This is a genomic window from Bradyrhizobium sp. MOS001 (assembly GCF_004634465.1).
GTDB classification, from domain to species: domain Bacteria; phylum Pseudomonadota; class Alphaproteobacteria; order Rhizobiales; family Xanthobacteraceae; genus Bradyrhizobium; species Bradyrhizobium barranii.
Genome location: NZ_SPVJ01000001.1, coordinates 1 through 19,987, shown reverse-complemented (window position 1 = coordinate 19,987; position 19,987 = coordinate 1). Strand labels below are relative to the sequence as shown.

Sequence of the window (19,987 nt, the reverse complement as noted above, 5' to 3'; positions counted from 1 at the left end):
AGCGGTTCGTAATCCCCAAGGCGAGCGCGCTCGCGCCATGCCTGGCCAGCAGCAACTGATTGAGGGGCGGCCCCGCCGCCCAATGTTTCATACGGGCCGACGCTTGATGCGCCAGACTGTGCCGACGAATTCTGAAGGACCGTTCGCGACGCTGCGGAGTGACAATCCCGCGCGCCGCTTCGGCCCTCCAGCTTCCGTTTCGGCAAGGCGCGAGAGACGGCGTTTCGGCCTTCCCCTCACCCCCGAATCAGGTGGACCGTCGCGGCACCCGGCAGCGCTAATCGCGCCCACGGTGAATCGCGCCCGCCGCCGCCAAGAGTTAAGACATGCCCAACAAGATGTTGATCGATGCTACCCACCCGGAGGAGACCCGGGTCGTCGTGGTCCGCGGCAATCGCGTCGAAGAGTTTGATTTCGAGACCGCGCAACGCAAGCAACTGCGCGGGAATATCTACCTCGCCAAGGTCACGAGGGTCGAACCCTCGCTCCAGGCCGCCTTCGTCGAATATGGCGGCAACCGCCACGGCTTCCTCGCCTTCAGCGAAATCCATCCCGACTACTACCAGATCCCGGTCGCCGACCGGCAGGCACTGATCGAGGCCGAGGAACAGGCCCATCGCGAAGCCGAGGAAGAGAGCGAGAACCGCTCCCACGGCCGCCGCCGGTCGCGCCACCGCAATTCCCGCCGCCGCAGTCAGGGCGAACGCGTCCGCAGCGACATCGTTGAGGGCCTCGAGGCCGGCGCCGATCCAGCGGCCCAGCCGGTCGAGGGCGAGGTCCTGCACACCGAGGGCGCGCCGCACGAGGGCGAGCACCTGCACGCCGAGACGGAGCATCACGGCGAGCACGAAGGCCACGAGCATCAAGACCACGAACATGGCGATCATGATCACCACGATCATGACCACGAAGGCCATGATCATCACGATCATGGGCACGACGACCATCATCACGATCATGACCACGGCCACGACAGCCAGCACGATCATCACGACCATGATCATGCCGACGAAACGCCCGCGCCTGTCGCAGCCTTCGGCGCCGAGCCCGTGGTCGCGACCGAGACCGCTTCCGAACCGCAGGAGGCTGTCGCCTCCGAAGCCCATGCCGAGGCTCTCGCCGAAGCCGTGACCGCCTCCACCGAACCGGCCGATGCCGTCTACGCTGATGGCGAAAGCACTGATGCTCGTCATCAGGAGTCCGATGAGGAAGACGACGAGGACGAGGACGGCGAGGAAGCCGAAGAGGAACACGTCGAATCCGTCGGCGGCGACGACGTGATGGAGGAAGTGCCGGAGCGCACCTTCCGCCCGCGCCGCCAGTACAAGATCCAGGAAGTCATCAAGCGCCGCCAGGTGATGCTGGTGCAGGTCGTCAAGGAAGAGCGCGGCAACAAGGGCGCGGCGCTGACCACCTATCTCTCGCTCGCCGGCCGCTATGCCGTGTTGATGCCGAACACCGCGCGCGGCGGCGGCATCAGCCGCAAGATCACCAGCGCGCAGGATCGTTCCCGCCTGAAGGAAGTTGTGCAGGATCTCGACGTGCCCGAGGGCATGGGCATCATCCTGCGCACCGCCGGCGCCGCCCGCACCAAGCCCGAGATCAAGCGCGACTTCGAATATTTGATCCGGATGTGGGAGACGGTGCGCGACCTGACGCTGAAGTCGCAGGCCCCGACCCTGGTCTACGAGGAAGGCTCGCTGATCAAGCGCTCGCTGCGCGACCTCTACAACAAGGAGATCGACGAGATCTCGGTTGCCGGTGAGTCCGGCTACCGCGAAGCGCGCGACTTCATGAAGATGCTGATGCCCGCCAATGTCAGCGCGGTGAAGCAATATCGCGACGGCCAGCCGCTGTTCTCGCGCATGGGCGTCGAGAGCCAACTGGACGCGATGTTCTCTCCGACCGTGCAGTTGCGCTCCGGCGGCTACATCGTGATCAACCAGACCGAGGCGCTGGTCTCGATCGACGTCAACTCCGGACGATCGACCCGCGAGCACCATATCGAGGACACCGCGCTCAAGACCAATCTGGAAGCGGCCGAAGAGGTCGCCCGCCAGCTCCGTCTGCGCGACCTCGCCGGCCTGATCGTCATCGACTTCATCGACATGGACGAGAAGCGCAACAACCGCGCGGTCGAGCGCAAGCTGTCCGATTGCCTGCGGCAGGACCGCGCGCGCATCCAGGTCGGCCGCATCTCGCATTTCGGCCTGCTCGAGATGTCGCGCCAGCGCATCCGCGCCAGCGTGCTGGAATCCTCGACCGATCCCTGCCCGCATTGCGGCGGCACCGGCCATGTCCGCTCGGTCTCCTCGGTTGCGCTCCAGCTTTTGCGCGGCCTCGAAGAGATCCTGATGAAGGGCGCGACCCACAATCTCGTGGTCCGCACCCGCACCGACGTCGCGCTCTATGTGCTGAACCACAAGCGCGGCCATCTGCGCGACCTCGAGAACGGCTTCAAGGTCACGCTGGCCGTCATCGCCGACCCCAGCGTCAGCGGACCGCAGGCCTATCTCATCGACCGCGGCGAGCAGGTGCATACGCTGGAAGCGGCGAAGGCGCTGCTGGCGGCACAGGCCGCCGCAAGCCCGCCGCCCGTAGCCGAAGAAGTCTATGACGACGAGGAATTCGATCCGGAGCTGGAATCCGAGGTCGAGACCGAAGAAACCGAAGGCCTCGCCGAGGAGCAGGCTGGCGGCGAAGCGGCTTCCGACCAGGATGGCCAGCGCCGCAAGCGCCGCCGGCGTCGGCGCGGCCGCGGTGCCCCGCGCGACGGCGAGTTGCGCGAGGATGGCGCTCCGGCGTCTTCCGAAGCGGCCGTGGCGGCCAGCGAAGGTGAAGAGGATTCCGAGTCCGAACAGGACGGCGAGGAAGGTGAGGACCAGGCGGCCCGCAGCGAGCAGCAGGGCAACGGCGATCGCCGTCGCCGGCGTGGTCGTCGCGGTGGACGCCGCCGTCGCGGTGGCAACGAGGAAGGTCTCGCCGGCTCCATCGGCGACGAGCTCGCAGCCAATGCGCCGTCGGAAGCGACCGATGCCGTCGCCGATTTCGACAGCTTTGGCGGCGAGGCTGCGCCCTCGATCGCGCAGGCCGAACACACCACCGCCGAGCCTGAGGTCAGCCAGCCCGAGCCGCGCGCCGAGGTGCAGATTGAGGCGCCGGCCCAGCCTGAGCCCGCTCCTGCCGCCGCGGACGAAGAGCCGGCCGACGACAAGGCTGCGCGTCGCCGCTCCACGGTCCGGGAAAAGGTGAGCTTCCTGTCGAGCAGCGCGAGCGAGCCGGCAACACCGGTTGCGGCAGCGCCAGAGCCGGTTGCCCCGCCCGCACCAGCCGCTGAACCCGCGCCGGAAGCGGCAACCGAAACTCCGGCCGCGCCGCGTCGCGCCGGCTGGTGGTCTCGCCGGTTCGGCGGCGGCGAGTAGAGCGAACAAAGCAGTTGAAACCGCCCGGCCAAACCGGGCGGTTTTGATTTAGCGAGGTCAGTTTCGATGCAAAGCGCAATTGTTCTCGGCGGCGGCATGATCGGCGTGAGCGCGGCGCTGCACCTCCGGCAGCGCGGCTGGTCGGTCACGCTCGTCGACCGCAGGGAGCCGGGCCGCGAGACCAGCTATGGCAATGCCGGGATGATCCAGGCCGAAGCCGTGCGCCCCTATCCGATGCCGCGCGACCTCGCTTCGCTCCTGAAGATCGCGACCGGCCGCACCAACGACGTGCGCTACAGCCTGTCGTCGCTTCATCTCCATATCGAGCCCCTGCTCCGCTACTGGTGGCATTCGGCGCCGAAGCGGCATCGCGAGGCGATCGACGCCTGGGCGCGGCTGATCGCCTACGCGACGGCGGAGCACGACATCCTCATTCGCGAAGCCCATGCCGACAATCTGATCCGCCGCGCGGGCTACCGGCATCTGCATCGCGACGCAGCCTCCTTCGATCTCGCCGTCAAGGCGGCGGAACAAGACCAGCGCGAATTCGGCGTGAGGTTTCGCGCGCTCTCGGGGGCCGAGCTCGCCAAGGCCGAACCGATTCTGCGCGACGACCTGCCCGGCGCGATCCATTGGCTCGACACCTGGACCGTGTCCGATCCCGGCGCACTGGTCACGGCGTATGCCGAGCTGTTCGAGCGCCTCGGCGGCACCATCGTGCTCGGCGATGCCCAGACCTTGCGGCAGACCGCGACCGACTGGTCGGTCGATACGGACCAGGGAACCATAGACGCTGCGGCCGCCGTCGTGACGCTGGGGCCCTGGTCGCCCAATCTGCTGCACAAATTCGGATACCGCATTCCGCTGGTGCGCAAGCGCGGCTACCACATGCATTACAGCGGCGGCGCATCACTCGATCTGCCGCTGGTCGACAAGGCCGGCGGCTACGCCATGGGTCCGATGGCGAAGGGCATCCGCATCACCACGGGTGCGGAATTGACCGGCATGGACGCGCTCGCAACGCCCGTGCAGCTCGCCAGTGCCGAAGCTTCCGCGCGAGAGCTGATCGACCTCGGCAAGCGGGTCGAGCCCGACCCGTGGTTCGGCACCCGCCCCTGCACGCCCGACATGCTGCCGGTGCTCGGGCAAGCGCCGCGTCACCCGGGCCTCTGGATGAATTTCGGCCACGGCCACCAGGGCTTTACGCTCGGGCCCGCGACCGGCCGCCTGCTCGCCGAGATGATGAGCGGCGAGACGCCGGCGATCGATCCGACGCCATACCGGCCTGAGCGCTTTTAGCTGTCGGCGCGCTCGGCCAGCATCTTCCTGATGCGGTCGGCGTCTTCAGGCGTCGCCGGATTGTAGACGATCATGCTGAGATCGGAGCGGCCCTCGACATTGAAGCTCGAATATTCGAACGACATCGTGCCGTGAACGGGATGCCGCAGCCGCTTGGTGCCGTCGCCATGATGGCGCACGTCATTGTCGCGCCAGAGCGCCGCGAATTCCGGACTTGTCCGACAGAGCTCGTCGACGAAATCGGCGACATGCGAGACGGCACCTGCTCGCGCCGCGTCTGCCCTGAATGCGGCCACCACGAAGCGTGCCACACTGTCCCAGTCATATTGCGCGGCGCGCACGCGCGGATCGCAGAAGATGAAGCGCAGGATGTTGCGCTGTCCCGGCGGGATCGCGCCGTAGTCGGTCAGCACGACGCTTGCGGCGCGATTCCAGGCGACGACGTCCCAGGTCGCGGTGCGTACCAGCGCCGGGCTGAATGAGAGCGCATCGAGCACGCGTTGCAGCCGCGGTGAGACGCCTTCGCTCGCCTGGTAGCGCACCTCGGGCTGGCGGCCGAGGCCGATCAGGAACAGGTGCTCGCGCTCGACATCGGTCAGCATCAACGCGCGCGCGATCCGGTCGAGCACGTCGGCCGACGGCGCCCCGCCGCGGCCCTGCTCCAGCCAAGTGTACCAGGTCGAGCTGATATTGGCGCGCTGGGCCACTTCCTCCCGGCGCAGACCCGGCGTGCGCCTGCGGCTGCCGGAGAAGCCGAACGCGGCTGCATCGAGCCGGGTGCGACGGTCCTTCAGATAGACCCCAAGCAGGTTCTCGGCGGCAGTGCTCTCGCTCATCCTGTTAGCGATTATACCCTGATAACGTCACTACTTTACCCGGATAACTCTAACGCAGATGGTTCTCTCCACCAACCCCAGGAGAATTCGCATGCGTGTTTTCGTTACCGGTGCCACCGGCTTCGTCGGCTCCGCCGTCGTTCGAGACCTGATGGCCGCCGGCCATAGCGTGCTCGGCCTCGCCCGCTCCGATGCCGGCGTCGCAGCGCTCACCACGATGGGCGCCGAGATCCATCGTGGGTCGCTGGAGGATCATGCGTCCTTACGCAGCGGCGCCGCCGCTTCGGACGGTGTCCTGCATCTCGGCTTCAACCACGACTTCTCGAAATTCGCCGACAATTGCGAGCTCGACCGTCGCGCGATCCTGGCGCTCGGCGAGGAACTCAAAGGCTCCGACCGCCCTCTCATCGTCACATCAGGTGTGGCGCTGCTGGCGCCCGGACGGCTCGCGACCGAAGACGATGCGGCGGCCCGCCACTTTCCGCGCGTCTCGGAAGCCACCGCCGAAGACCTCGCAGAGCGCGGCGTCCGCACCGGCATCGTGCGGCTGCCGCCCACGACCCATGGCGAGGGCGACCACGGCTTCGTGCCGCGCCTGATCGCGCTCGCCCGGGAGAAAGGCGCCGCCGCCTATATCGGTGAAGGCCAAAACCGCTGGCCGGCCGCGCACCGCCTCGACGCCGCGCGCGTCTATCGTCTCGCGCTGGAGCAAGGTGCGACCGCGCGGCGCTATCATGCGATCGCCGAGGAAGGCGTGCCGTTCAAGGCGATTGCCGAGTTGATCGGCCGAAGGCTCGGCGTCCCCGTCGTGTCCAAATCGCCTGAGGAAGCAGCCGCGCATTTCGGCTGGTTCGCACAGTTCGCCGGCATCGACGTTCCGACCTCAAGCGCCAGGACGCGCGCTTTGCTCGGCTGGGCGCCGAAAGAAAAAGGGCTGATCGAGGATCTCGACCAGCCCTACTACTTCAAGGTCTGACGGCGCGCGGCGCCGCCACCGGCAGATCAGTCCGTCGTGACGGCCGTTTCCAGGTCGGTCGGATCGATCTGCCTGGCGAGGTTGGCGTTGAGCTTGTCGCGGTCGAGCTCACCTTCCCACCAGGCGACGATCACGCAGGCCACGCCGTTGCCACAGAGGTTGGTCAGCGCGCGGCACTCGCTCATGAACTTGTCGATTCCGAGCACGATCGCCATGCCCGGCACGAGGCGCGGATCGACCACGGCGAGCGTCGCGGCCAACGTGATGAAGCCCGCGCCGGTGATGCCGGAGGCACCCTTCGAGGTCAGCATCGCCACCACCAGGATGGTGAGCTGCTGGCCGAAGGTGAGATCGAAGCCAAGCGCCTGCGCGATGAACAGCGTCGCCAGCGTCATGTAGATGTTGGTGCCGTCGAGATTGAACGAATAGCCCGTGGGCACCACGAGGCCGACCACCGACTTCGAGCAACCGAGGCGCTCGAGTTTCTCCATCAAGGAAGGCAGCGCGCTTTCCGAGGACGAGGTGCCGAGCACGATCAGCAGCTCGTCCTTGATGTAGGCGAGGAACTTGAAGATGGAGAAGCCGGCGAGGCGCGCGATGGTTCCGAGCACGACGAATACGAACAGCGCCGCGGTGACGTAGAACGTCGCGATCAGGCCGACCAGGTTGAGGATCGCCCCGGTGCCGAACTTGCCGATGGTGTAGGCCATTGCGCCGAAGGCGCCGATCGGCGCCGCGCGCATCACGATGGAGATGACTCCGAACACCGCATGCGCGGCGTCATCGATGAAGCTGCGGATGGTATGGCCGCGCTCGCCGAGGCCCATGATGGCGAAGCCGAACAGCACCGAGAACAGCAACACCTGCAGGATCTCGCCTTGCGCGAAGGCGCCGACCACGGTGTCGGGGATGATGTGCAGGATGAAGTCGACCGACCTCTGGCCCTCGGCCTGCTTGGCGTAGTTGGCGACGGCCTGCGCGTTGGCGGCGGCGCTGCCGAAGCCCGCACCCGGCTTCACCAGGTTGCCGATGATGAGTCCGATCACCAGCGCGAAGGTCGAGACGACCTCGAAATAGACCAGCGCCTTGACGCCGATGCGGCCGACCTTCTTTGCGTCCTGGATATGCGCGATGCCGGAGACCACGGTGCAGAAGATGATCGGCGCAATCACCATCTTGATCAGCTTGATGAAGCCGTCGCCCATCGCCTTGATCCACTCGTTGGTGGCGAGCGACGGCCACAGCCAGCCGACCAGGGCGCCGAGCACGATGGCGATCAGCACCTGGACGTAGAGAACCTTGTACCAAGGCTTGGCGGCGGCCGGCGCGACCGGCGCCCCCGCCATCGTTGTCGTCGTCATTGTTTCACTCCCCCTCAAACTCAGAGCCAGCCAAGATCAACTTGGCCGGCTCTGTCAATCGGAACTGCTCGGAATGGTGCGCTTTACCCGCGTCGATCGACGATCCGGCGGGCCGCCGGCATCAGCGCGGCGCCCAGCGCGTTCTTGACCACCGATGCCGCAATGAACGGCGCGACGCCGACCGCCCAAGCCTTGGTTGCGCCAAGGCCGATGACGTAGGCCAGCCAGCCGAAGCCGGCGATGAAGATGACGACATGGGCGAGCGCCATTGCTCCAAACAGGAACACGACGTTGCGATCCCAGCCGCGCTCGGCCAGCCAGCCGGTGATGAAGGCAGCCAGCACGAAGCCATACAGGTAGCCGGCAGTCGGGCCGACCAGCGGTGCAATTCCACCGACCGGGCCGGCGAACACCGGCAGCCCCATCGCGCCTTCGGCGAGGTAGGCGATCATGGTTGCGCTGCCAAGGCGCCAGCCATAGGCGGCGCCGATCATCAGCACGACCAGCGTCTGCAGGGTCATGGGCACGTAAGGCAGTGGCAGATTCACCTTGGCTGATAGCGCCATCAAGGCGGTGCCGAGCGCAATCAGCACGACGGCGCGAAGTGCGCCGACGGTTTCACCCGGACGGGTCGGCCACATCAATGCGGCGAGAGGAGAATGCGGCGTGGCGACGGACGCGAGGGAACGGTCAGACAAAGTTGAACTCCGCAGGGCTGGTGTCGAAACGGCTGTCGAAAACTCGCGGCTATTTAAGCCAGTGAGCGATCCGGTCAACTGCCTCCCGCATCTCCGCTGCCGAACGCGCATAGGAGAGCCGTATGAACGAACGACCATGGATCGGATCGAAATCGAGACCCGGCGTGGCCGCAACGTGCGCCTGCTCCAGCATCTGCTTGGCAAACTCGAAACTGTCCGAGGTGAAGTCCGAGACGTCGGCATAGAGATAGAAGGCGCCGTCGGCAGGCAGGAACTTGCTGAGGCCCGCATTGGGCAATCCCTCGATCAGGATGCGCCGGTTTTCCTGATAGCCGTGCTTGATCTCCTCCATCTCGGCCGCGCCGTCGAAGGCCGCTTCGGCCGCGATTTGCGACAATGACGGCACCGAGATCGACAGGTTCTGCTGCAGCCGCTCGATCGGCCGCACCAGGATCTCGGGCACGACCATCCAGCCGACGCGCCAGCCCGTCATGCAAAAATATTTCGAGAACGAGTTGATCACGAGTGCGTGCTCCGACAGCGCCGCCGCCGTTGCCGCCGGAAACGCGTAGTCGAGCCCGTGATAGATTTCGTCCGAGATGAAGCGGATGCCGGCGTCTTCCGCCGCAGCGATCAGGCCGGCGAGCGCCTCGCGGGACATCATCGTCCCGGTCGGATTGGCGGGGCTACCGACCAGCACGCCCTTGAGCGGCGCCTTGCGATGCGCCGCCAGCAGCGCCTCGCCGGTCAGCGCGTGGCGCGTGTCATTGGTGGTCTCGATCAGCACCGGCTCGCAACCGAGCGCGGTGAGGATGTGGCGGTAGGGCGGATAGCCCGGCACCGTCACGGCGACGCGGTCGCCGGGCGCGAACATCGACAGGAAAGCCAGGATGAAACCGCCGGAGGAGCCTGTCGTCACCACGATCCGCTCGGGGCTGACATCACAGCCATAGGCATCGCGATAGTGGCGCGCGATGCGTTCGCGCAATGAGGGGATGCCGAGCGCGGAGGTGTAATCGATCCGCCCCGCCTCGAGCGCCGCATGGGCGGCCGCGATCGCGGTCTGTGGGGCGCCGGTTGCGGGCTGGCCGACCTCCATGTGGATGACATGGCCGCCTGCCGCCTCGATTCGGGCCGCGGCGGCCATCACGTCCATCACCATGAACGGGGGAACATCGCTGCGGCGGGAGGGCTCGAGCCACTGCCCCACCCGGTTCCTCAATGTCGCATCGTGCATCGAATTCTGCTATTCGCTGGCGAACCGGTCGGTTCGGTCCCGGAAACGGGGCGCTTGCGCCCCAGACTGGCCGCATTGTACGGCTCATAAGGGCATATCTCGTATCCGGTCCGCCGCCAATCGCCAAAAACCAATCACGAAACTGCTTGATCAAGACCGTTTGACCCAGACCGCCTGATGTTGCTCCAGATCGCATTGCGCAAGAAGGCCTCCGCCCTCACCGCCCTCGTCACTGCCGCGGCGATCGCGCTGTTGCCGATGCCGGCCGCGCATGCGCAGGCCAAGGGACCGCCGATCCTGCGCGACACCGAGACCGAGCAGCTGCTGCGCGAATACACGCGCCCGATCCTGCGCGTTGCCGGTCTGGAAAAGCAGAACATCCAGATGGTGATCATCAACGAAAGCTCGTTCAACGCGTTCGTCGCGGACGGCCGCCGCATCTTCGTCAATTACGGCGCGATCATGCAGTCGGAGACGCCGAACCAGATCATCGGCGTGCTCGCGCACGAGACCGGGCATCTGGCCGGCGGCCATCTGTCCAAGCTGCGCGAACAGCTCGCCAACGCACAGACCCAGATGATCATCGCCATGCTGCTCGGGGCCGGAGCGATTGCCGTGGGTAGCACCCGAGGCAGCAACAGCGCCGGCAACAACGGCCTCGCCAATGCCGGTGCCGCCGCCATCGCCGGACCGCAGGAGATGATCCGCCGCACGCTGCTGTCCTATCAGCGCCAGCAGGAGGAGAACGCCGACCGCGCCGGCGTGAAATTCCTGACCGCGACCCAGCAGTCGCCGAAGGGCATGTACGAGACCTTCAAGCGCTTCACCAGCGAGAGCCTGTTCGCGTCCCGCGGCGCCGATCCCTATCTCCAGTCGCATCCGATGCCCGCCGAGCGCGTCGCGTCGCTTCAGGAATTCGCCAGTTCCAGCCCCTATTGGGACAAAAAGGACGATCCCGCGCTCCAGCTCCGCCACGACATGGCGCGCGCCAAGATCTCCGCGTTCATGGAGCGGCCGGAGACGGTCTACCGCCGCTATCCCCAGACGAACGACAGCATGCCGGCGCGCTATGCCCGCGCCATCAGCACCTATCTGCACGGCGATTTACGCAGCGCCCTGGCCCAGATCGACGCGCTGATCCAGGTCCAGCCGAACAACCCGTATTTCTACGAGGTGCGCGGCCAGGCCCTGCTGGAGGGCGGCAAGCCGGCCGAAGCGATCCCTGCCCTGCGCAAGGCGGTGCAGCTGTCCAACAACGCCCCCCTCATCGAGATGTTACTTGGGCAGGCTCTGGTTGGATCGGATAATAAGGCCTACACCGATGATGCCGTTCGGATTCTCCGGGCCGCGGTGGCACGGGAACCGGAGGCTGCGCTCGGCTATATGCAGCTCGCGATGGCCTATGGCCGGAAGGGCGACTATGCCGAGGCGGATCTGGCGTCGGCGCAGGCCGCTTATCTGCGCGGCGACAACAAGACCGCCCGCGAGCTCGCCACGCGCGCGAAAACCCGTTTCGCCGTCGGCACGCCCGGATGGGTCAAGGCCGACGACATCGTGGCGGCCAAGCCGCCGCGCAACTAACGCGACCAAGACGACGCCTGACACCACGACGTCACGACACCGAGCTTAAGTCCGCCGGGACGTTTTCCGAAACCAGCTTTCGATAAGAGGATTTGCCTATGCCTTCGCTGCGCCTGCTTGCTCCCGCGCTGTTCGCGCTCGCCATGTTCGGCGCAGCCGTTCCCGCGTCGGCCGACAGCTTCTCGGATGCCCAGCGCACCGACATCGAGGCGATCATCAAGAATTATCTCGTCACCCATCCCGAGGTGCTCGAGGAAGCGATGACCGAGCTCACCAAGCGCCAGGCCGCGGCCGAAACGCAGAAGCACGAAGCCAGCATCGCGCAGAACTCCGATGCGATCTTCAACTCGCCGCGCCAGGTCGTGCTCGGCAACAAGGACGGCGACGTCACCTTCGTCGAGTTCTTCGATTACAATTGCGGCTACTGCAAGCGCGCGATGGGCGACATGCTCGACCTCATGAAGGCCGATCCGAAGCTGAAGGTCGTGCTGAAGGAGTTTCCGGTGCTGAGCCAGGGCTCGGTCGAAGCGGCGCAGGTCGCGGTCGCCGTGCGCATGCAGGATCCCACCGGCAAGAAGTACCTCGACTTCCACCAGAAGCTGCTCGGCGGCCGTGGCGCCGCCGACAAGGCGCGCGCGCTGCAGGCGGCCAAGGAAGCCGGCCTCGACACCGCCAAGATCGAGAAGGACATCGGCAGCCCCGAGGTGCGCGCCACCATCGAGGAGAATTTCAAGCTCGCCGAAGCGATGGGTATGAACGGCACGCCGAGCTACGTGATCGGCAAGCAGATCGTGATCGGCGCCGTCGGCCTCGAAGGCCTGAAGGAAAAGATCGGCGTTGCCCGTTGCGGCAAGGCGACTTGCTAACAAGGCGACCTGCTGATCCCGCATTTCACAATCTGCGCATGCGACGAGGCCGGCTGAACAGCCGGCCTTTTTCGTTGACCGCAGCTTTGCGCGAATTCTGGCGCGAATCCGGCGCGCGCATTCATCTCGCGTTTAAGAAACAAATACCCCGGAACCGCCGATGTTCCGGAACAACTCAAATCTCCTTTCGTTGGTGGCGCGGGCAATGACGCAAAGAAACACGTGAGGAGAAATTTGATGTCTAACCGCTTTATGATCTCGGTCGCCGCGCTCGCGCTCGTCGCAGGCACCGGGCTGGCGAACGCACAGGGCACCATGAACCGCGATAGCGGTGGCGGGGCCGGCGCGCAGCCGACGCAACATTCGCAACCCGCCGGTGGCGCAGCTGAACGTGGCGCGATGGGCAAGGAAGCCGCTCCCGAGAGGGGCACCGTCGGCCAGGCTGGCGGCGCCATGAAGCCCGGCGGAGCAGCCGAGGAGAAGTCGTCTGGCGCGACGGAGAAATCCGGTGCGATGGAAAAGTCAGGCGGGATGGAAAAATCCGGCACGATGAACAAGAACGCGGCTGACGAGAAGGCCGGCGCGACGAAGGGTGAGCACGCCCAGGGCGCGCAGGACAAGTCCAAGAGCACGATGGACAAGTCCCAGATGGACAAGTCCAAGAGCACCGAGACTGACACCAAGAGCGGCAACATGAACGCCCAGACCAAGGGCGCGGACAGCAAGGCTGCCGACACCAAGTCTCAGACCACGACCGGCGCCGCGCCTGCGACCGCTGCGGCACCGCCTGCCGAGAAGCGGACCGAGATCTCAACGGCGATCAAGTCGACCAAGATCGAAGAGACCACGAACGTCAACTTCAACATCTCGGTCGGCGCCGCGATCCCGGCATCCGTTCGCTTCCATCCGCTGCCGCCCCGGATCGTGGAAATCTATCCGGAGTGGCGCGGCTATGACGTGATCTACGTCCGCGGACAGTACATCATCGTCCGTCCGCAGACGCGCGAGATCGTGTACATCATCGAAGGCTAAGCCGCTTGGCTGACGCCCGATAAGCCCTTGCCGAGAGATCGGCAGGGGCTTTTGGCCTATTGGGCGGCCTCCCCTGCCTATCCCGCCCGGCAGCCACGATTAGAACTGGTTAACAAGCAATTTCCGTAGCTTCCGCACAGGTTTTTGCACCCCGGATGAGCTGTTTGAAGCCCCCTGGGAGGTCCTTCAAGGCTTCCCCTAGGGCGCTTTGTTACCTATAACCCCCGCCACGCCGAAGCACCTCTTGCGGGATTGGAATGGCCGAACCAGCAACCGACACGATCCTCGTTCTCAACGGGCCGAACCTCAACATGTTGGGGACGCGCGAGCCCGAGAAGTATGGCCACGCGACGCTGGCCGACGTCGAAACGCTGTGTCGCGAAGCGGCGGCGGCGTACGGCCTCAAGGCCGACTGCCGGCAGTCCAACCGCGAAGGCGAGTTGATCGACTTCATCCACGAGGCGCATGCCCGCAAGATGAAGGGCATCATCATCAATGCCGGCGGCTATTCGCACACCTCGATCGCGCTGCACGACGCGCTGCTCGCGGTGCAGATCCCGACCGTCGAAGTGCACGTGACCAACATCCACGCCCGCGAGAGCTTCCGTCACCATTCCTACACCGCGCGCGCGGCCTTCGCCTCGCTCTGCGGTTTCGGCATCGAGGGCTACCGCCTCGCGATCCAGGGCCTTGCCGCCAAGCTCGGCATCAAGCCCAAAGCCTGACGCTCCCTCTTCACACAGAACATTCGGATCAGAACATGGCGCGCCAGCCAGACGACAAAGCAGCCGTAAAGTTTTCCAGCGAGGATTCCGCGCTCGTCCGCGAGCTCGCACTTCTGCTCGATGAGACCAGCCTCACCGAGATCGAGATCGAACGGGCCGGCCTTCGCCTGCGCGTCGCCCGCAACATCAGCGTAGCCGCCACCATGCCGATGCAGATGGCGGCCGGTCCCGCCGTCCTGCCGGCGGCCGCAGCTGCCGCCGCGCCAGCCGCGGCCGACCTGTCGAAGCATCCGGGCGCGGTGATCTCGCCGATGGTCGGCACCGCCTATTGGGCGCCGGAGCCCGGCGCCAAGCCGTTCATCGAGGTCGGCAGCAAGGTCTCGGTCGGCCAGACGCTGCTGATCATCGAAGCCATGAAGACCATGAACCAGATCCCCTCGCCGCGCGCCGGCACGGTGACGCAGATTCTGGTCGAAGACGGCCAGCCGGTCGAGTACGGCGAGCCGCTCGTCATCATAGAGTAATGGTCGTGGGCGGTCAGCCGCCCTAGCCGCCTCCCGCGCGCCAGTCCCTTAAGGACACCATGTTCGACAAGATCCTCATAGCCAATCGCGGCGAGATCGCCCTTCGCATCCTGCGCGCCTGCAAGGAGCTCGGGATCGCGACCGTCGCCGTGCACTCCACTGCCGACGCCGACGCCATGCATGTGCGCCTGTCGGACGAGAGCGTCTGCATCGGGCCGCCGCCGTCCAAGGACAGCTATCTCAACGTGCCCGCGCTGCTCGCGGCCTGCGAGATCACCGGCGCGGATGCCGTGCATCCCGGCTACGGCTTCCTCTCCGAGAACGCGCGCTTCGCCGAAATCCTTTCCGAGCACAATCTGCATTTCATCGGCCCCAAGGCCGAGCACATCCGCCTGATGGGCGACAAGATCGAGGCCAAGAAGACGGCCAGGAAGCTCGGCATTCCCGTGGTGCCCGGCTCGGACGGCGCGGTCGGCCCCGAGGACGACGCGATGGCGATCGCCAGGAAGATCGGCTTCCCCGTGCTGGTCAAGGCAGCCGCCGGCGGCGGCGGCCGCGGCATGAAGGTCGCGCAGAGCGAGGCCGACCTCCAGGTGGCGCTGTCGACGGCAGCCAACGAGGCCAAGTCCGCCTTCGGTGACGCGTCCGTCTATCTCGAAAAATACCTCCAGAAGCCGCGTCACATCGAGATCCAGATCCTCGGTGACGGTCGCGGCGGCGCGATCCATCTCGGCGAGCGCGACTGCTCGCTGCAGCGCCGCCACCAGAAGGTCTGGGAGGAAGGCCCCTCGCCGGTCCTTGCCGCCGCTGCACGCGCCAAGATCGGCGAAACCTGCGCTAAGGCGATGCGCGAGATGAAATATCTCGGCGTCGGCACAATCGAATTCCTGTTCGAGGACGGCGAGTTCTACTTCATCGAGATGAACACCCGCATCCAGGTCGAGCATCCCGTCACCGAGAGCATCACCGACATCGACCTCGTGCTGGAGCAGATCCGCATCGCTGCCGGCGGCGATCTGCCGGCCAAGCAAAGCGAGATTCAGATCATCGGCCATGCGATCGAGTGCCGTATCAACGCCGAGAACCCGCAGAGCTTCCGTCCCTCGCCGGGCCGCATCACGCAATATCACCAGCCCGGCGGGCTCGGCGTGCGCATCGATTCCGCGGTCTATCAGGGCTACACCATCCCGCCCTATTACGACTCCCTCGTCGGCAAGCTCATCGTCCACGGCAAGACCCGCGCCGAATGCCTGATGCGGCTGCGCCGGGCGCTGGACGAGATGGTGGTCGAGGGTATCGAGACGACGCTGCCGCTGTTCCGCGACCTGGTGCGCCAGGACGACATCATCAACGGCGACTATCATATCCACTGGCTGGAACAGTACCTCGCGGGCAAGGAACCGGTCGCGGGGTGACCCCTCTCCTCCCGTGGAACCCTTTGGCCCCCATCGCGTTCTGGACGGGGACAGTTCCGAGGGGGCCTTTTGAGTTCCGTTGACGTGACGAAGCGAGACCGTCGTGACGACTGAAGCGCAACGACGGCGCTCCATGTGGCAGATCCTGCTGTTCTCGGCGGGTCTTCTGGTGTTGACCGTGATCAGCGCCGGCTCCGTCTACCTGGTCAACAAGGCCAGAGACGATAGCAAATGGGTGATCCACACCATCGAGGCGGAGAACCAGATCAACGCCCTGCTGCTGGAAATCCGGCGTGCCGAGAGCGCCGCCCGCGGCTATCTCCTGACCCAAGGGGCGGATTTCAAGGCCGACCATGAGAAAGCCGTGGCAGCGATCATACCTGCCCTCGACAAGCTCACGCGCCTGACCCGCGATAATCCGGACCAACGCGGCAACATCGAGAAGCTGAGCGCGGCTATCGAAATCCGGCTGGGGCAATTCAAGCAGGAGTTGGACTTCATCGGCCAGAATCGGCCGGACAAGGCCATAGCGCAGGTCCGCGAGGCCGCCTCCACCGACACCACGGCCGAGATCAGCAAAGTCGCCGTCTCCATGATCCAGGAGGAGGAGCGTCTGTTCCGGCTCCGATCGGCCAATTCCGACCGCAGCCAGACGCTGGCGGCCTCGATGACCGGCATCGGTTCGGGCCTCGTGGTGCTGCTGACCCTGATCTCGATCTGGCTGGTGCGGCGCTCGGTGCTGGCCCGCGACGAGGCCGAGACGCGCCTGCGCGACGCCTACGCGAATCTCGAGACCGTCGTCGACGAACGCACGGCAGACCTGCGCGAGGCCAACAACGAGATTCAGCGCTTTGCCTATATCGTCAGCCACGATCTTCGCTCGCCACTCGTCAACATCATGGGCTTCACCAGCGAACTCGAAGAGCTCAGCGGCGACATTTTCCGCCGTATCGGCGGCCTCACCCATGTCCCGGCCGATGGCCCGCCGCTAGCTGACGGCGAGGTCACGCTCGAAGGCCCCGACAAGCAGCTTTCAACGGATTTTTCCGAAGCGCTCGGCTTCATCAAGTCGTCGATCGCCAAGATGGACCGCCTGATCTCGGCGATCCTCAACCTCACCCGCGAGGGCCGGCGCGAATTCGTGCCCGAGAAGATCGACACCCGCGAGCTGATCGAAGCCATCGTCTCGACGCTGGCGCATCAGTCCGCCGAAGCGCAGGCCGAGATCCATGTCGCGCCGCTGCCGGATCTCGTCAGCGACCGCCTTGCGCTGGAGCAGATCTTCTCCAATCTGATCGACAACGCCATCAAATATCTCAAGGCCGGCGCCCCCGGCGAGATCAGAATCCGCGGGCGCACCAAGCTTGGCTACGCTATCTTCGAGATCAGCGATAATGGCCGCGGGATCGATCCGAAAGATCACCAGCGGATTTTCGACCTGTTTCGCCGGGCGGGAACCCAGGACAAGCCTGGTCAGGGCATTGGTCTTGCGCATGTGCGCGCACTTGTGCGCCGCCTCGGCGGTACCATGTCGGTATCATCGGAACTGAATACGGGCAGCACCTTCACCATCACGCTGCCCATCACCTGGAACGCAAGCAACCGGAACGCCGACCAATGACTCAACCCGTCACTATCATCATGATCGAGGACGACGAGGGCCACGCCCGGCTGATCGAGCGCAACATCCGCCGATCCGGCGTCAACAACGAGATCATCCCCTTCGCCAACGGCACGGACGCGGTGAAGCACCTGTTCGGCGCCGACGGCAGCGGGCTCGTGCAGAAGGGCAATGCGCTCCTGATCCTGCTCGATCTCAACCTCCCCGACATGACCGGGATCGACATCCTGAAACAGATCAAGGAGAACAAATATCTGAAGGCCTCGCCCGTGGTGGTGCTGACCACCACCGACGACAGCCAGGAAATCAAGCGCTGCTACGAGCTTGGCTGCAACGTCTACATCACCAAGCCCGTGAACTACGAGAATTTCGCCAATGCCATCCGGCAGCTCGGCCTGTTCTTCTCGGTCATCCAGGTCCCGCCCGCCGCCTCATGAACCAGCACCCGCCTACACTGCTCTACATCGACGACGACGCGGCGCTGGCCCGCCTGGTCGAGCGCGGCCTGACGCGGCGCGGCTACAAGGTCATTCATGCCGCAAGCGGCGAGGAAGGCCTGGAGCGTATCCGTCGCGCGGGGACCCAAAACAGCGCCGACAGCTGCATCGACGTCGTGGCGCTCGACCAGTACATGCCCGGCCTCGACGGGCTGGAGACGCTCGAGCAGATCATGGCGATCGCAGGCGCGCCGCCGGTGGTGTTCGTCACAGCGTCGCAGGATTCCAGCATCGCGGTCACCGCGCTGAAGGCTGGCGCGGCCGATTATCTCGTCAAGGACGTCAAGGGCGACTTCATCCCTCTGCTCCACGTCGCCGCCGACGGCGCGCTGCGCCAGGCCGAATTGCAGAAGGCGCGCGAGGAAGCCGAGGCCGAGATCCACGCATCGCGCGACCGCTACGCCGCGCTCGCTGCCGAACGTGAGCTGCTGCTCCGCGAGGTCAATCACCGCGTCGGCAACTCGCTCCAGATCATCGCCTCGCTGCTGCATCTCCAGGCGAACTCCGCAGGCCAGGAAGAGGTCAAGGCGGCGCTGACCAACGCGATGGGCCGCGTCGCCGCGGTCGCGCAGGTGCACCGCCGGCTCTACACCTCGCAGGACCTGAAGAGCGTGGTGCTGAACCAGTATCTGGATTCGCTGCTCGAGGATCTCCGCCGCTCGGCCGAAGGCAACCGGATGTCGCGCCTGACGGTGAAGGCCGAGCCGATCGAGATCGATCCGGACCGCGCCGTCGCCGTCGGCATCATCGTCAACGAGCTGGTGATGAACGCGGTGAAATACGCCTATCCCGACGGCGCCGGCCCCATCCATGTCGAGCTGACCTCGCAGGGCGAGGATCTGCTGCTGGCGATCACCGACGACGGCGTCGGCGACAAGGTCAAGGCGGATCCACGCTCGACCGGCATGGGCCAGCGCATCGTCGCGGCGATGGCCACCAAGCTCGACGCCACCGTCGAGCGCGACCCCGCCCATTCCGGAACTCGCGTCATGCTGAGGTTCCGCCGCACGCCCGCGGCCCCCGACAAGACCAACAACGCCGCCGCAGGCTGACCCTCGCCCCCCTTCGCAACACCTCCACGATCCTGCTATTGTTGCGCCATGACTTCGCGCGACTCCGCTTCGTCTGAAATCACGCCGGCCGTGCTGTTGCGTGCCTATGCCTGCGGCATCTTTCCGATGGCCGAGAGCGCCGACGATCCGACCCTGTTCTGGGTCGAGCCGGAATTGCGCGGCGTGATCCCGCTCGAGGGATTTCGTGTGGCCTCGCGGCTCGCGCGCACCGTCCGTACGGACGCCTTTCGCGTCACCGTCAACACCGCGTTCAAGGCAACGATCGCCGGCTGCGCCGCGCCGCAGGCGGGGCGCGAGGACACCTGGATCAACAAGCGCATCCGCGACCTCTATGGCGGCCTCTACGAGCTCGGCCATTGCCACAGCGTCGAGGCCTGGCAGGGCGACGACCTCGTCGGCGGGCTCTACGGCGTCAGCCTGGGACGCGCCTTCTTCGGCGAGAGCATGTTTCACACCGCGCGCGATGCCTCGAAGGTCGCGCTGGTGCACCTGGTCGCGCGGCTGATCCATGGCGGCTTCGAGCTGCTCGACACGCAATACGTCACTGATCATTTGAAGAGTTTTGGCGCGGTCGAGATTTCGCGTCGGCGCTACACCGCACTGCTCGACAAGGCCCTCGCCGGCGACCCCGGCGATTTCCTGAGGCTGTCAGCCGGTGACGCGATCCCGGGCGCGCGCGCGCTCGACATCGTCGCCTCGCGGCCATAATCGGTGATGGGGCCTAACACTACTTTGGCAGATTTTTGATTTTGTCGCGTTTTATAGGATTCCCGAATCAATTTTTCAATGATTCATGGGTGGTCGGCTCTTGGAGGGCTGACCAT

18 protein-coding genes are annotated in these 19,987 nt (G+C 65.6%); 13 read left to right on the top strand and 5 right to left on the bottom strand.

Going from position 1 to position 19,987, the window contains the following annotated elements; genetic code table 11:
- Positions 1-236: 236 nt before the first annotated feature.
- Positions 237-1,193, bottom strand: a complete 957-nt coding sequence (locus tag CT676_RS46000) for a hypothetical protein (RefSeq protein WP_275552070.1) — start codon at positions 1,191-1,193, stop codon at positions 237-239.
- Here CT676_RS46000 and CT676_RS00085 point away from each other — a divergent pair.
- Both CT676_RS00085 and CT676_RS00080 read left to right on the top strand, forming a co-directional pair.
- Positions 1,128-3,422 carry a ribonuclease E/G gene (locus CT676_RS00085; protein ID WP_275552069.1) on the top strand — a complete coding sequence of 765 codons (2,295 nt, stop codon included), beginning with the start codon at positions 1,128-1,130 and terminating at the stop codon, positions 3,420-3,422. The two genes, CT676_RS46000 and CT676_RS00085, sit on opposite strands and share 66 nt — an antisense overlap.
- 66 nt (positions 3,423-3,488) lie before the next feature.
- Positions 3,489-4,721, top strand: a complete 1,233-nt coding sequence (locus CT676_RS00080; protein ID WP_135213484.1) for an FAD-binding oxidoreductase — start codon at positions 3,489-3,491, stop codon at positions 4,719-4,721.
- Here the strand turns inward: CT676_RS00080 and CT676_RS00075 are convergent.
- A complete protein-coding gene (locus CT676_RS00075) occupies positions 4,718-5,557 on the bottom strand; it encodes a helix-turn-helix transcriptional regulator (RefSeq protein WP_135213483.1) in 840 nt (279 codons plus the stop codon). The genes CT676_RS00080 and CT676_RS00075 overlap by 4 nt on opposite strands.
- Positions 5,558-5,648: 91 nt before the next feature.
- On the opposite strand from CT676_RS00075, the gene CT676_RS00070 reads away from it, so the two are divergent.
- Positions 5,649-6,533, top strand: coding sequence for an SDR family oxidoreductase (locus CT676_RS00070; protein ID WP_135213482.1), 885 nt, complete (start codon positions 5,649-5,651; stop codon positions 6,531-6,533).
- A gap of 26 nt (positions 6,534-6,559) precedes the next feature.
- Here CT676_RS00070 and CT676_RS00065 read toward each other — a convergent pair whose 3' ends face one another.
- The 3 genes from CT676_RS00065 to CT676_RS00055 form a co-directional block, all read right to left on the bottom strand.
- Entirely contained in the window at positions 6,560-7,894 is a 1,335-nt protein-coding gene (locus CT676_RS00065; RefSeq protein ID WP_135213481.1) for a dicarboxylate/amino acid:cation symporter, read from the bottom strand.
- An 83-nt stretch (positions 7,895-7,977) separates the two neighbouring features.
- Positions 7,978-8,535: a biotin transporter BioY gene (locus tag CT676_RS00060; RefSeq protein ID WP_063983547.1), complete on the bottom strand. Its 558-nt coding sequence runs from the start codon at positions 8,533-8,535 to the stop codon at positions 7,978-7,980.
- Between the two features lie 106 nt (positions 8,536-8,641).
- Positions 8,642-9,829: an aminotransferase class I/II-fold pyridoxal phosphate-dependent enzyme gene (locus CT676_RS00055; protein WP_135213480.1), complete on the bottom strand. Its 1,188-nt coding sequence runs from the start codon at positions 9,827-9,829 to the stop codon at positions 8,642-8,644.
- Between the two features lie 177 nt (positions 9,830-10,006).
- Here CT676_RS00055 and CT676_RS00050 point away from each other — a divergent pair, with 177 nt between their 5' ends.
- From CT676_RS00050 to aat, 10 genes are all read left to right on the top strand, one after another.
- Positions 10,007-11,410 (top strand): M48 family metalloprotease, encoded by a 1,404-nt coding sequence (locus tag CT676_RS00050; RefSeq protein ID WP_135213479.1) that lies wholly within the window; start codon positions 10,007-10,009, stop codon positions 11,408-11,410.
- Between the two features lie 98 nt (positions 11,411-11,508).
- Positions 11,509-12,276 (top strand): DsbA family protein, encoded by a 768-nt coding sequence (locus CT676_RS00045; RefSeq protein WP_135213478.1) that lies wholly within the window; start codon positions 11,509-11,511, stop codon positions 12,274-12,276.
- A 237-nt stretch (positions 12,277-12,513) separates the two neighbouring features.
- On the top strand, positions 12,514-13,308 hold the full coding sequence (locus CT676_RS00040) for a DUF1236 domain-containing protein (protein WP_063983551.1): 795 nt from the start codon (positions 12,514-12,516) through the stop codon (positions 13,306-13,308).
- 257 nt (positions 13,309-13,565) lie between these two features.
- On the top strand, positions 13,566-14,033 hold the full coding sequence (gene aroQ / locus CT676_RS00035) for a type II 3-dehydroquinate dehydratase (RefSeq protein ID WP_135213477.1): 468 nt from the start codon (positions 13,566-13,568) through the stop codon (positions 14,031-14,033).
- Between the two features lie 35 nt (positions 14,034-14,068).
- Positions 14,069-14,557, top strand: a complete 489-nt coding sequence (gene accB, locus CT676_RS00030) for an acetyl-CoA carboxylase biotin carboxyl carrier protein (protein WP_063983552.1) — start codon at positions 14,069-14,071, stop codon at positions 14,555-14,557.
- A gap of 59 nt (positions 14,558-14,616) precedes the next feature.
- Entirely contained in the window at positions 14,617-15,972 is a 1,356-nt protein-coding gene (accC, locus tag CT676_RS00025; RefSeq protein WP_135213476.1) for an acetyl-CoA carboxylase biotin carboxylase subunit, read from the top strand.
- A gap of 103 nt (positions 15,973-16,075) precedes the next feature.
- Positions 16,076-17,593 (top strand): ATP-binding protein, encoded by a 1,518-nt coding sequence (locus CT676_RS00020; protein WP_094184055.1) that lies wholly within the window; start codon positions 16,076-16,078, stop codon positions 17,591-17,593.
- Positions 17,590-18,030 carry a response regulator gene (locus CT676_RS00015; RefSeq protein WP_135213475.1) on the top strand — a complete coding sequence of 147 codons (441 nt, stop codon included), beginning with the start codon at positions 17,590-17,592 and terminating at the stop codon, positions 18,028-18,030. The genes CT676_RS00020 and CT676_RS00015 overlap by 4 nt, the downstream gene beginning before the upstream one ends.
- The gene (locus CT676_RS00010) at positions 18,027-19,142 is read left to right on the top strand and encodes a histidine kinase dimerization/phosphoacceptor domain -containing protein (RefSeq protein WP_135213474.1); all 1,116 of its coding nucleotides are present in this window, start codon (positions 18,027-18,029) and stop codon (positions 19,140-19,142) included. Before CT676_RS00015 ends, CT676_RS00010 begins: the two co-directional genes overlap by 4 nt.
- 48 nt (positions 19,143-19,190) lie before the next feature.
- Positions 19,191-19,871, top strand: a complete 681-nt coding sequence (gene aat, locus CT676_RS00005; RefSeq protein ID WP_135213473.1) for a leucyl/phenylalanyl-tRNA--protein transferase — start codon at positions 19,191-19,193, stop codon at positions 19,869-19,871.
- Positions 19,872-19,987: the final 116 nt, after the last annotated feature.